The organism is Demequina pelophila, from assembly GCF_000971175.1.
GTDB lineage: Bacteria > Actinomycetota > Actinomycetes > Actinomycetales > Demequinaceae > Demequina > Demequina pelophila.
The window spans coordinates 695,879-708,389 of sequence record NZ_BBLY01000001.1; the positions used below are offsets into that span (position 1 = coordinate 695,879).

Consider the following 12,511-nt stretch of genomic DNA (forward strand, 5'->3'; position numbering starts at 1 on the left):
TGGGACATTCTAGGCGCGCGCTCGCACGCGCCGGTGGCGGGGCTAGGCCTGATCCGCCGGGGGGTTCTCGTTCTGCTTCTGCTGCTGCTTGAGCTCGCGCTTGAGCTGGGCGGCGTCCCGGTCGACGTAGGTCTGCCCGGACACCGCGGCGATGCCGCGCATGATGCGGTCGGTGGCCTCGCGCAGCGCGTTGCGGTCCTCCTGCATGCCGGCGAAGTCCGCCAGGTCGATCGCGGGACCGATGCGGGCACCGATCGGGTGCCGGGACGGCACCTTCTGGCCGATGGGCTGCGCGATGTGCGTGTCGATCATGCCCACCGGGATGACCGGGCAGCCGGCCTCGACCGCGAGCCGGGCGACGCCGGTCTTGCCGCGGTACAGGTGGCCGTCGGGGCTGCGGGTGCCCTCGGGGTAGATCCCCAGGAGCTGGCCGCCGCGGATCACCTCGAGGCCCGTCTGCAGCGCCGCCTCGGAGGCGCGACCGCCGCCGCGGTGGACCGGGATGGTGCCCACGCCCGCCATGAAGGAGCGCGTCGCCCAGCCCTTGATGCCCTTGCCGGTGAAGTACTCGGACTTGCCCAGGAAGACGACCTTGCGCTTGATCACGAGCGGGAGGAACACCGAGTCCGAGAAGGACAGGTGGTTCGACGCGAGGATCGCTCCCCCGGTCTCCGGGATGTTCTCCGCGCCCTCGACCCACGGCCGGTAGTACGCCTTGATGCCGGGGCCGAGCAGCACGTTCTTGACGAGCCAGTACTTGGTGTCGCTCATGAGGTCCTCGAGGGCTAGCGGCCCGCGGACGCGATGCGGGCCAGGTCCGCGGCGCCCACGATACCCGCGTCGTTGCCCATGCGCGCCGCCGTGATCGGCACGATCGGGCGGTGGCCGCGCGCGGGCAGGTTCTCGACGTAGGCCTCGCGGGCCGGCTCGAGCAGCAGGTCGCCGGCCTCGACGACGCCGCCGCCGATAACGAAGAGCTCGGGGTCGATGGCCGCCGCCATGGAGGCCGCGCCCTCGCCGATCCACCGGCCCAGCTCGCTCAGCAGCTCGATGCCCAGCTCGTCGCCGCCCACCGCGGCCTCGGTCACGTGCGGTCCGGCGATGTCCGCCGCGTTGCCGCCGGCGAGCTCGAGGAGCTTCGCGGCGCGCACCTCGCGCTCGACCGCGGCGCGGCGGGCCTCGCGGGTGAGCGCCGAGCCGGACGCGTACTGCTCCCAGCAGCCGCGCAGCCCGCAGCCGCAGGGGTGGCCGCCGGGGACCACGCGCAGGTGGCCCAGCTCCGCGGCGAAGCCGAAGCCGCCGCGGACCATCTTGCCGTCGATGACGAGCGCGGCGCCCAGGCCCGTGCCGATGGTCAGCATGACCATGTGCTTGACGTCCGCGGCCGCGCCGAAGGCGAACTCGGCCCAGCCGGCCGCGTTCGCGTCGTTCTCCACGACCACCGCGATGTCGTCGCGGCCGATGAGTTCGCGCACCTTCCAGGCCAGCGGGTAGTCGCGCCACGCGATGTTGGGCGCGAACAGGACGTTCTCCTGATCCGAGGAGACGAAGCCCGCCGCCGCGACGCCCACCGCGTGGAACTCGTGGTCCACGGAGAGCTCGGCCACCGCATCGGCGATCGCCTGGTCGATACTCGCAGGGTCCTGGGGCTTGGTCTTGCGCTTGGTCTTCGCGACGATCGCGCCGCCCTCGTCGACCACACCGACCGCAATCTTCGTGCCGCCGATATCTACGCCGATAGCGTGCATTCTCTGTTGCCTTCCGAAGTCTCTGGGGAACCCGGACAAGGCTATCTTGTGAAAAGTCCCATGATCTGCCACCGGAGTCACACATGAGCACCCCTCAGGGCGAGCCCACGGCCCGCAACATCGTCGACCTCATCACCCAGCGCTGGCGACAGCGCGCGGACCGCACCGTGATGCGCTACACCGACGCGCACGACACGTGGATCGACGTCACCGGCGCGGAGGCGCTCGCGCGCGTCACCGCCGTCGCGAAGGGACTCATCGCGCGCGGCGTCGAGCCGGGCCAGGCCGTGGGCATCATGGCACGCACCCGCGTCGAGTGGACCATCCTCGACGTCGCCATCTGGACGGTGGGCGCCCTGCCCGTCCCCATCTACGACACCTCGTCCGCCTCGCAGGTCGACTGGATCACGTCGGACGCGGACATCGCGCTGCTCTTCGTCGAGACCGCCCACCACGCCGAGCTCGCCCGCTCGGTCGCGGCCGACTCGGAGAGCCCCCTCGCGCACATCGAGGTCATCGACGACGGCGCGCTGGAGGATCTCGAGGCCGCCGGTCGCGGCATCCCGGACTCGCTGATCACCGAGCGCTCGGCGCTCGCCACGCTCGACGACCCCGCGACCATCGTCTACACCTCCGGCACCACCGGCCGCCCCAAGGGCGCGACCCTCACACACGGCAACTTCGTCCGCCACACCGCCGGCATCCAGCGCGAGCTCGAGGACGTGCTGATGTTCGAGGGCGCGAGCACCGTGCTGTTCCTCACCCTGGCGCACTCGCTCGCGCGGCTGGTCGAGGTGGTGCTGCTCGCCTCCGGCACCGTGATCGGCTACTGCCCCGACGCCAAGAAGCTGGTGCCGCTGCTGGGCACCTTCAAGCCCACCCTGCTGCTCGCCGTGCCGCGTGTGTTCGAGAAGGTCTACAACTCCGCCGAGCAGAAGGCGGCCGCGGGCGGCAAGGTGAAGATCTTCCGCTGGGCCGCGAAGCAGGCGATCGACTACTCGCGCGCCCTCGACACCGCCGCGGGCCCGTCCGGCGCCCTGAAGCTGCGCCACCGCATCGCCGACAAGCTGGTGCTGTCGAAGATCCGCGAGGTGCTCGGCGGCCAGGCCCGCCACGCGATCTCCGGCTCGGCGCCGCTGGGCGAGCGCCTGGGCCACTTCTACCGCGGCCTCGGGGTCATCGTGCTCGAGGGCTACGGGCTCACCGAGGTGACCGCCGCCTCGCACGTCAACCGTGTGTCGCGGTCGAAGATCGGGTCCGTCGGACCCGCGCTGCCCGGCTTCGAGGTGCGCGTCGCCGACGACGGCGAGATCCTCATGCGCGGCGACATGCTCTTCTCCGGCTACCACCGGAACGCGGAGGCCACCGCCGAGGCCGTCGTCGACGGCTGGTTCCACACCGGGGACATCGGCCACCAGGACGAGGACGGATACCTCTACATCACGGGCCGCAAGAAGGAGATCATCGTCACCGCCGGCGGCAAGAACGTCGCACCGGCGGTGCTCGAGGACCGCCTGCGCGGCTACCCGCTGGTCAGCCAGTCCGTGGTCGTGGGCGATGGCAAGCCGTACATCGGCGCGCTGCTCACCCTCGACGCGGAGGCGCTCCCCGGCTGGCTCCAGGGGCACGGACTGCCGGAGATGACCCCGGCCGAGGCCGCACGGAACGAGACCGTCCGCCAGCACCTCGACCGCGCCGTCGAGCGCGCCAACGGCGCCGTGTCCCGCGCCGAGTCGATCCGCCGCTGGGAGATCCTCGACGACGACTTCACCGTGGACAACGGCTACCTGACCCCGTCGCTCAAGCTCAAGCGATCGCTGGTGCTCAAGGACTTCGCGGGCGACATCGAGCAGCTCTACGCGCGGGAGCGCTGAGCCGCCCGACCCCTTTTGCGGATCCTTTGCCTCAGCCGAGGCATTCCGGGGCCCTTTCTGTGCCGAATCTTTGACACGGCACAGAAGGGGCCCCGCTTCTGTGCCGATCGTCCGGTCATTGTTGCGTCGGGTCGCGCGTTCGGGCCGGCGGGACCCACGGCCCTGCCCGGACCGACGGGCCTCGGCTCATACTTGCACGTCCACATCTGTGAGGAGACCTTCATGACCACCACGCGCTTCGCCGGCATCGTCGTCGGGCTCGCCGCCATCGCCCTTCCGCTGACCGCCTGCTCCGCGGGCAACGCCGCCTCCGATACCGACGCCGTCTCGCCGGCCGCGGTCGAGTCCGTCGCCACCACCGCCGCCGAGCGCACCGACCTCGCCGGCTGCGGCGCCATGTTCGACGAGGCCGACGGCGGCGCGCTCGCCGACCGCGCCGGCGAGATCGCCGAGCAGCTCATGGCCGCCGGCTCGATCGACCAGGTCGACGCGGACCTCGCCGCCGAGGCCGAGTCCGTCCACGACGAGCTCAACGCCGCCTACGGCGCCGCGCCCTACGGCTCGGACGTCGCCGAGGCGATCTTCAAGGTCATGTCGCTGCCGCGCCAGCTGGTCCAGCCGCTCGCCTCGGCGGGCGAGGACGCCGCGTTCGACGACTCCTCCGCCGTCCAGGGCGCCGAGGACCTCGCCGCCGCGTGCGACGCCGCGGGCTACTCGGCCTGACGCTCCCCTTCCGACGCCCCGTCCCGCATCCTGCGGGGCGGGGCGTCGTGCATCCCGGGCGACCCGCGCATCGTCCGCGGGAAGGGGGGCTATCCCGCCCGGCGTCGGGCGCGCTCCGCCGGAGGGGCGTCCCCTCCCCCGCCCTGGACGAGCCGCAGGGGCGGCACCAGGCCGCCGTCGGCGAGCGCGGCCAGCGCGCCGGCCTGCGCATCGTCGACCTCGACCGGCGCGCGGTCGGATGGCCTGACCTCGATGGTGAGGAAGGAGACGATGCAGTCTCCGCACTCGCGTCCGCGCATCTCACAGGTGTTGCAGTCGATCAGCATGGCACTGCCCTCCAGGGAAGAGTGGTCCGCGTCGACTCCGCGGACAGGCGTCGGGAGGCAGCGTCGCGCGCCATGCGCTCCGAGCCGTCGATCACCATGCCTCCGACGCTAGGGAGGGGGTCCGACACTCGCGCCCGACGCTCGATCCCGACGGTCAACCCCGGACCCCGGCACCCCCGCCGCCACCCGCCCGCCGGCCCGTGCCGCGCCGCCGCTACGAGGACCGATGCTCCGGTGTCGGAGGGCTGACGTACCTTCGTTGAGTGACCAGCCCCGCCTCGACCGTCGAAGAGCTCCTGCACCGCCAGGGCGCCCTCGAGGACTTCGGCGAGCCGCTGGCGGCCACCACGTTCGTCACGGTCGACCTCGAGACCACGGGCACCAGCCCCGCCTCCTCTCAGATCACGGAGATCGGGGCCGTGAAGACGCGTGGCGGCGAGGTGATCGGCGAGTTCCAGACGCTGGTGGATCCGGGCTCGCCCATCCCGCCCATGATCGTGGCGCTCACGGGCATCACGGACGCCATGGTGGTCGCCGCGCCGCGCATCGACGCCGTCCTCCCCGCCTTCCTCGAGTTCCTGGGCGACGCGGTGGTGGTCGCGCACAACGCCCCGTTCGACGTGGGCTTCCTCAAGACGGCCTGCCGCACGCACGGGTACGCGTGGCCCGGCAACGACGTGGTCGACACCGTCACCCTCGCGCGCCGCGCCACCACCAAGGAGGAGGCGCCCAACAAGAAGTTGTCGACGCTTGCGCGCGTGTTCGGTACCGCCGTCGAGCCCAACCACCGGGCGCTCGAGGACGCGCGCGCCACCTCGGAGATCCTGCACCGCATGCTCGAGCGGTGCGCCGCCTTCGGCATCACCCACCGGGAGGACCTCGAGGCCCTGCGCAATCCCATGCCGGAGAAGCTGCGCAGGAAGGCCACGATGGCCGATGCGGTGCCGGCCAAGCCGGGCGTCTACACCTTCCGCGGACCGCGCGGCGAGCGCCTCTACGTGGGCACGTCGAAGAACTTGCGCAGCCGCGTGAAGTCGTACTTCACCAAGGCCGAGCAGCGTCGGCGGATCCGGGAGATGCTCGACCTCGCCGTCGACGTCGACACCATCGTGTGCGCCACGGAGCTCGAGGCGAACGTGCGCGAGGTGCGTCTCATCGCGGAGCATCGGCCCCGCTACAACCGCAGGTCCGCGCGGCCCGAGCGCACCCCATGGGTGCGCCTCACGGACGAGCGCTACCCCCGCATGGGCGTGTCCCGCGCCCTGGCGCGACCGGCCGGCGCCCTGGGGCCGATGCGCAGCGCCGCGGACGCCCGCCTCGCCATCGAGGTGCTCCAGTCCGCACTGGGCGTGCGCACCTGCACCACGCGCCTGCCGATCACCCCGCGCGCGGGGGCGCGGGCCTGCCTGCTCAAGGACCTGGGCGCGTGCGCCGCGCCGTGCGTCCGCGGGGCGGAGTCCGGCTACGACGAGGCGGCGGCGTTCGCGCGCGCGGCTCTCGCGGAGGACCCCACACCGGTCGTCTCCGCGCTGGAGTCGCTCATCGCCGAGCGGTCCGCCGCGATGGACTACGAACGGGCCGCGGAGCTGCGCGACGGCATCAGCGCCGTGATCGAGGGCGCGATGCGCGCCCAGCGCCTCGACGCGCTGGCGCGGTGCGGCATCGTCGCCACGCGCGGCGACGGGGCGGGCTGGGACATCGTCGCGCTGCGCGGCGGCGCCCTGGTCGGCTCGGCGCGGGTGGAGTCCCGGTCGCAGGTGTGGGCCGCGGCGGACCGGCTGCGCGCGCGCACCGCGACGCTCGACCTCGAGGAGACGGTGCTGATCGAGGAGCGCGAGCTGGTGTCCCGGTGGATCGAGACGCCCGGCACGCGCCTGCTCCACGTCGACGGCGAGTGGTCGATGCCCACCGCCAGCGCCGGACGTCACGCCCGCTGGGTCGACGCGCGCCGCGCCGACCGCGAGGGGGCCTTCGAGTGGCGCCGGGGAGAACCCGCCCGCTAGGACTGGCTGGCCGCGGCCCAGCGCTCGAGCACGCCCGCGGCGGCGCCCGAGTCGATCGCACGCGCCGCATGCTCCATGCCGGCCACGAATCGCTCCACGAGCGTCCCGTCGCCGGTTCCCGGCAGCGTGCCGTCGGCGACCAGTCCGGCGGCGGCGTTGAGCACCACCGTGTCGCGCACCGGGCCGGGCTCGCCGGCGAACACGGCCCGCGCCACCGCGGCGTTCTCCTCCGCCTCGCCGCCGCGCAGGTCCGCGATGGTGATGGGCGCGAGTCCCAGATCCGCGACGGGGTCGAGCCGCAGCTCGGTGACCTCGCCCGCGCGGACCTCCCACACGGTCGCCGCCGCCGTGGGGGCGAGCTCGTCGAGGCCGTCGTCGCCGTGGAACACCAGCGCCTCGCGCCCCTGGGACGCCACCACGCCGGCGAGCACCGGGGCCAGGCGACGGCTCGCGCAGCCGATCGCCGTCGCGGCCGGCTGGGCCGGGTTGGTCAGCGGGCCCAGGACGTTGAAGGTCGTGGGGATGCCCAGCTCGCGACGGATGGGCATCGCGAACCGCATCGACGGGTGGAACACCTGCGCGAAGCAGAAGGTGATGCCCACCTCGCCCGCGAGCTGCGCGACCCGCTCCGCGGGAAGCTCGAGGTTGACGCCCAGCGCGGCCAGCACATCGGCGCTGCCGGACTTCGACGTCGCCGCACGGTTGCCGTGCTTGACCACCGTGAGACCGGTGCCGGCAATGACGATCGACGCCATGGTCGACACGTTGACGGTGTGCGCCCCGTCGCCGCCGGTGCCCACGATGTCGACGGCGCGCCCGGGCGCCTCGAATCGCTTGGCATGGCCGAGCATCGCGGACGCGAGGCCCGCGACCTCCTCGGCCGTCTCCCCCTTCGCCCGCAGCGCCACCAGGAAGGCGCCCACCGCGACCGGGGAGGCCGCGTCCGTGAGCACCTCGTCCATCACGGCGGCCGTCTCGGTGGCGGTGAGGTCCTCGCCCGCCACCAGGCGGGCCAGGAGGGACTGCACGGTGATCGTCGGCTCCGCGACGCCCATGCGCTCAGGCCTCCGCATCCGCGGGGGCGAAGAAGGCGTCGACCGCCTCCCGCACCTGGAACGGGTCGAGGGGGTGGGAGACCGCGGCCTCCGCCTCCGACCAGGTCGCGAGCCACGCGTCGCCCGGACGCCCCACGAGCAGGAGCACCGGCGGGCACTCGTAGATCTCCGCCTTCATCTGCCGGCAGATCCCCATGCCGCCCACCTTCGCGGCCTCGCCGTCCAGGATCACCAGGTCGAAGCGTTCGGCGTCGAGCAGGCCCATCACCGCGGCGTGCGTGGCGGTCTCGACCCAGTCGATCTCGCGCCCGTGCGTGCGCGGGCCGACGGCGAAGCGCACCTTCTCGCGCACGTTGCGGTCGTCGCTGTAGAGGAGGATGCGCGCCCTGCGCGCCGCCGGGGTGGTGCCGGACTCGTGCTTCGCCACGTCGCTCATGGCGGCCATTCTTCCACGGCCTCGAAACGCTCCCGACGAGGTCGCGGCGGGGCAAAAGGGACATCGGGAACCGATGTGGCGCCACATACGTATTATCGCGTGACACGCCTGCCAGTTGCGCTTTAATGGGACCTATGTCCCAGGTCACTGCTGCGCCGTCGCCCATCCACGCGACTCGGCCCAATCAGGTTGCCGTCGGCACCATGGTGTGGCTCAGTTCCGAGCTCATGTTCTTCGCCGGGCTGTTCGCCATGTACTTCACCCTGCGCGCGCAGGTGCCGGAGATATGGGCCGAGCAGACCGAGCTGCTCAACATCCCGTTCGCGACCGCCAACACGATCATCCTGGTCCTGTCGTCGTTCACGGCGCAGGCGGGCGTGTTCGCGGCCGAGCGCTACCAGCGCCGCCGCACGGGTGCGCTGTGGAATGTCAGGGCGTGGGGCATGCACGAGTGGTTCGTGCTCACCTACATCATGGGCTCGATCTTCATCGGCGGGCAGGTGTACGAGTACGCGGTGCTCATCTCCGAGGGCGTCACCATCTCCTCGAGCCCGTACGGCTCCGTCTTCTACCTCACCACGGGCTTCCACGGCCTCCACGTGGTCGGCGGCCTCATCGCGATGCTGTTCGTGCTCGCGCGGTCCTTCGCCGCGAAGAAATTCGGCAGCCACGAGGCGACCACCACGATCGTCGTCTCCTACTACTGGCACTTCGTCGATGTCGTGTGGATCGCGCTGTTCGCCGTGATCTACCTCATCCAGTAACAGGCAAGGGAGCCCCACGCACATGCATTCGCTCGCACGACGCCGCTACCATCGGGCCGCCCCGGTGGTGCTCGTCCTCCTCTTGCTGGGCCTCATCACCGGCATCGCCGCCTTCGTGATGTCGACGACGGAGGCGCGCGCCTCCGAGGAGGTCGCGGCCGACGACGTCACCGAAGGACAGAAGCTCTTCGCCGCCAACTGCGCCTCCTGCCACGGGCTCGACGCCCAGGGTCAGGACGGCGTCGCGCCGTCGCTCGTGGGCGTGGGCGCCGCGGCCGTGGACTTCCAGGTGGGCACGGGCCGCATGCCCATGCAGGCGTCGGGCCCGCAGGCGCCCGCCAAGGCGCCGCAGTTCGCCCAGGAGCAGATCAACCAGCTCGCGGCCTTCGTCGCCTCGCTGGGCGCCGGGCCGGCGATCCCCACGGAGGAGCAGGTCGACCCCGAGCTGGGCGACGCCGCCAACGGCATGGCGCTGTTCCGCACCAACTGCGCCATGTGCCACGGCTCGGTGGGCGGCGGCGGCGCCCTCACCCAGGGCAAGTTCGCGCCAGGCCTGTGGGAGACCACGCCGACGCACCTGTACGAGGCCATGCTGACCGGGCCGCAGTCGATGCCCGTCTTCAACGACGCGAACATCACGCCCGACGAGAAGCGCGACATCATCTCCTTCATCGCCGCGCAGGACGACGGCTCGCCGGGCGGCCTGCGGCTGGGCGCCATCGGCCCCGTGGCCGAGGGCCTGTGGGGCTGGCTGATCGGCCTCGGACTCATCATCGCCGCCACGGTGTGGATTGGAGCACGTTCCTCGTGAGCACCACCGACGACCAGACCGAGCCCACCTCGACCGGCGAGTCGCCGGGCGCCTTCGAGGACCCGGGCCTGCCGTACCACCGGCCCCGCAAGGCGGACGTCGACCAGAAGGCGGACAAGAAGGCGGAGCGCCAGGTCGCGGCGATGTTCGCGCTGTCGATCGTCGGCACCATCGTCGCGGTGGGCGGCTACTTCGCCATCGACATGACCGAGGAGATCGCCTCCATCCGCTTCACCAACATGGTGATCGGGCTGGGCATCTTCCTCGCGATGGCCGGCATCGGCTTCGGCGCGATCCACTGGGCCAAGACGCTCATGCGGGACCACGAGATGGTCGAGGAGCGCCACGAGCTGCGCTCGTCCGACGAGGCGCGCGAGGGCGCGATCCAGAACCTCAAGGACGGCGTCGAGGACTCGGGGATCTCCGGGGTCAAGCGCCGCCCACTGCTCGTGGGCACCGGGCTGTCGGCGCTGCTGCTCGCGCCCCTCGCGGCACTGGTGCCACAGCTGGGCAACATGGGCGGCGACTGGAACACCAAGAAGTTCGCGCACACCATGTGGCGCCAGGGCATGCGCCTCACGCGCGACCCGGATGGCACTCCCATCCGCGCGGCGGACGTCACCATCGGCTCGGTCTTCCACGTCATCCCCGACGGCCTCAACGACCTCGAGCACCACATGCTCGAGGAGAAGGCCAAGGCCGTCGTCCTGCTCATCCGCCTCGACCCCCAGGACCTCAAGGTCCAGGAGGGCAAGGAGGACTGGTCCTTCGACGGCATCGTCGCCTACTCGAAGATCTGCACGCACGTCGGCTGCCCCGTCGCCCTGTACGAGCAGCAGACGCACCACCTCCTGTGCCCCTGCCACCAGTCGACGTTCGACGTGGCCGACGGCGCCAAGGTGGTCTTCGGGCCGGCCAAGCGGCCGCTCCCCCAGCTCCCCATCGCGGTGGACGACGAAGGGTACATCGTGGCCAGGTCCGACTTCCACGAGCCCATCGGGCCCTCGTACTGGAACCGGCTGGGCCAGACGTCCGATGGACTCTCGGAGTCCGAGGGAGGCGATCACTGATGGCCGGCACGGTGCAGAAGGTCGCGGGGGGCACCGCGAACTACGTCGACGAGCGCACCTCGATCGGCGCGTTCGTCAAGTTCTTCGCGCGCAAGCTCTTCCCCGACCACTGGTCGTTCATGCTGGGCGAGATCGCGCTGTACTCGTTCGTCATCCTGCTCATCTCGGGCGTGTTCCTCACGGCATTCTTCGTGCCCTCCGTGACTCCGGTGATCTACGACGGTCCGCTCGAGACGATGCAGGGCACCGAGATGTCCGAGGCGTTCGCCTCGACGCTCCACTTGTCGTTCGAGGTGCCCGGCGGCCTGCTGATGCGCCAGATCCACCACTGGGCGGCACTGCTGTTCACGGCCGCGATCGTGACCCACATGGCGCGCGTGTTCTTCACCGGCGCGTTCCGCAAGCCGCGCGAGCTCAACTGGCTCGTGGGCTTCACCCTGATGATCCTGTCCCTCGCGGCCGGCTTCACCGGCTACTCGCTGCCGGACGACGTGCTCTCGGGCAACGGCCTGCGCATCATCGAAGGCGTGCTCCGCTCGATCCCGATCCTGGGCGAGTACCTCTCGTACTGGGTCTTCGGCGGCGAGTTCCCCGGCGAGGCCATCATCCCGCGCCTGTTCACCGCGCACGTGCTGCTGGTCCCCGGCCTCATCCTGGGACTCATCGCGCTGCACCTGTTCCTGGTGTTCCTGCACAAGCACACCCAGTACCCCGGCGGCGGCCGCACCCACCGCAACGTGGTGGGCCTGCCCCTGTTCCCGGTGTACGTCGCCAAGGCCGGCGGCTTCTTCTTCGTGGTGTTCGGCGTGGTTGCCCTGGTGGCGGCCGTCTTCACCATCAACCCGGTGTGGCACTACGGCACCTACGACCCGTCGCCGGTGTCCGCGGGCACCCAGCCCGACTGGTACATCCTGTTCATCGACGGCGGCCTGCGCCTCATGCCGGGCTGGATCTTCGGCCTCCCCACCGAGTGGGAGATCTTCGGCTACACGCTGTCGTGGAACATCCTCATCCCCGCGGTGATCCTGCCGGGCCTGTTCTTCGGCTTCCTCGCGCTGTACCCGTGGATCGAGTCCTGGGCGACCGGCGACAAGAGCGAGAAGCACGTGCTCGACCGCCCGCGCAACGCGCCGGTCCGCACCGGCATCGGCGTCGCGCTCATCACGTTCTACGTGGTGCTGGTGCTCGAGGGCTGCAACGACATCATCGCCAACCTGTTCAGTCTGTCGCTCAACGACCTCACGTACTTCCTCCGGGTCGCGATCTTCGTGTTCCCGCCGCTCTCCTTCTGGATCACCAAGCGCCTGTGCCTGGGCCTCCAGCGCAAGGACCGCGAGCTGGTGCTCCACGGCAAGGAGACGGGCCGCATCGTCCGCCACGAGCACGGCGAGTACGTCGAGGTGCACGAGCCGCTCGACGCGCAGGAGCTGTGGCTGCGGGTCAACTACGAGGACCGAGCGCCCCTCGACATCGAGCCCGAGTTCAACGACCGCGGCGTGCGCCGCAAGGGCTACCGCTGGGATCGCTTCAAGCAGCGCCTGTCGCGCTTCTACTTCGAGGAGCGCATCTCGCCGGTGACCCCGGAGGACCTCGAGAAGGCCCGCTCCGAGCACCACTGACGCACCCTGGCACACGGCGAGGGGCGCCCCGGCGACGGGGCGCCCTTCGCCGTTCCTGGCGCCCTCGTGCACAGGTGTGCCA

12 protein-coding genes are annotated in these 12,511 nt (G+C 71.3%); 7 read left to right on the forward strand and 5 right to left on the reverse strand.

Features of this window, described 5'->3' with window-relative positions:
- Window positions 1-42: 42 nt before the first annotated feature.
- Both AOM03_RS03205 and AOM03_RS03210 read right to left on the reverse strand, forming a co-directional pair.
- Window positions 43-771: a lysophospholipid acyltransferase family protein gene (locus tag AOM03_RS03205; protein WP_062378224.1), complete on the reverse strand. Its 729-nt coding sequence runs from the start codon at window positions 769-771 to the stop codon at window positions 43-45.
- Between the two features lie 14 nt (window positions 772-785).
- Window positions 786-1,748, reverse strand: a complete 963-nt coding sequence (locus AOM03_RS03210) for an ROK family glucokinase (RefSeq protein WP_062378227.1) — start codon at window positions 1,746-1,748, stop codon at window positions 786-788.
- Between the two features lie 83 nt (window positions 1,749-1,831).
- Between AOM03_RS03210 and AOM03_RS03215 the strand changes: the two genes are divergently transcribed.
- Window positions 1,832-3,622, forward strand: a complete 1,791-nt coding sequence (locus tag AOM03_RS03215) for an AMP-dependent synthetase/ligase (protein WP_062378229.1) — start codon at window positions 1,832-1,834, stop codon at window positions 3,620-3,622.
- A gap of 222 nt (window positions 3,623-3,844) precedes the next feature.
- Window positions 3,845-4,345, forward strand: coding sequence for a hypothetical protein (locus tag AOM03_RS03220; protein ID WP_062378236.1), 501 nt, complete (start codon window positions 3,845-3,847; stop codon window positions 4,343-4,345).
- A gap of 89 nt (window positions 4,346-4,434) precedes the next feature.
- On the opposite strand, the gene AOM03_RS03225 is transcribed toward AOM03_RS03220, so the two are convergent.
- Entirely contained in the window at window positions 4,435-4,671 is a 237-nt protein-coding gene (locus AOM03_RS03225; RefSeq protein WP_062378238.1) for a hypothetical protein, read from the reverse strand.
- A gap of 263 nt (window positions 4,672-4,934) precedes the next feature.
- Between AOM03_RS03225 and AOM03_RS03230 the strand changes: the two genes are divergently transcribed.
- Entirely contained in the window at window positions 4,935-6,674 is a 1,740-nt protein-coding gene (locus tag AOM03_RS03230) for a DEDD exonuclease domain-containing protein (protein WP_082092055.1), read from the forward strand.
- On the opposite strand, the gene trpD is transcribed toward AOM03_RS03230, so the two are convergent.
- Both trpD and AOM03_RS03240 read right to left on the reverse strand, forming a co-directional pair.
- Complete coding sequence (trpD, locus tag AOM03_RS03235; RefSeq protein WP_062378240.1) at window positions 6,671-7,729, reverse strand: anthranilate phosphoribosyltransferase; 1,059 nt, start codon at window positions 7,727-7,729, stop codon at window positions 6,671-6,673. The two genes, AOM03_RS03230 and trpD, sit on opposite strands and share 4 nt — an antisense overlap.
- Before the next feature lie 4 nt (window positions 7,730-7,733).
- Window positions 7,734-8,165, reverse strand: coding sequence for a response regulator (locus tag AOM03_RS03240; RefSeq protein ID WP_062378243.1), 432 nt, complete (start codon window positions 8,163-8,165; stop codon window positions 7,734-7,736).
- 134 nt (window positions 8,166-8,299) lie between these two features.
- Between AOM03_RS03240 and ctaE the strand changes: the two genes are divergently transcribed.
- From ctaE to qcrB, 4 genes are read left to right on the forward strand one after another with little or no spacing between them, the layout of a single operon-like run.
- The gene (gene ctaE / locus AOM03_RS03245; RefSeq protein WP_062378245.1) at window positions 8,300-8,929 is read left to right on the forward strand and encodes an aa3-type cytochrome oxidase subunit III; all 630 of its coding nucleotides are present in this window, start codon (window positions 8,300-8,302) and stop codon (window positions 8,927-8,929) included.
- A 22-nt stretch (window positions 8,930-8,951) separates the two neighbouring features.
- Window positions 8,952-9,740, forward strand: a complete 789-nt coding sequence (qcrC, locus tag AOM03_RS03250; protein ID WP_062378247.1) for a cytochrome bc1 complex diheme cytochrome c subunit — start codon at window positions 8,952-8,954, stop codon at window positions 9,738-9,740.
- Entirely contained in the window at window positions 9,737-10,810 is a 1,074-nt protein-coding gene (qcrA, locus tag AOM03_RS03255; protein WP_062378249.1) for a cytochrome bc1 complex Rieske iron-sulfur subunit, read from the forward strand. Before qcrC ends, qcrA begins: the two co-directional genes overlap by 4 nt.
- On the forward strand, window positions 10,810-12,429 hold the full coding sequence (gene qcrB / locus AOM03_RS03260; protein ID WP_062378251.1) for a cytochrome bc1 complex cytochrome b subunit: 1,620 nt from the start codon (window positions 10,810-10,812) through the stop codon (window positions 12,427-12,429). The genes qcrA and qcrB overlap by 1 nt, the downstream gene beginning before the upstream one ends.
- Window positions 12,430-12,511 lie beyond the last annotated feature (82 nt).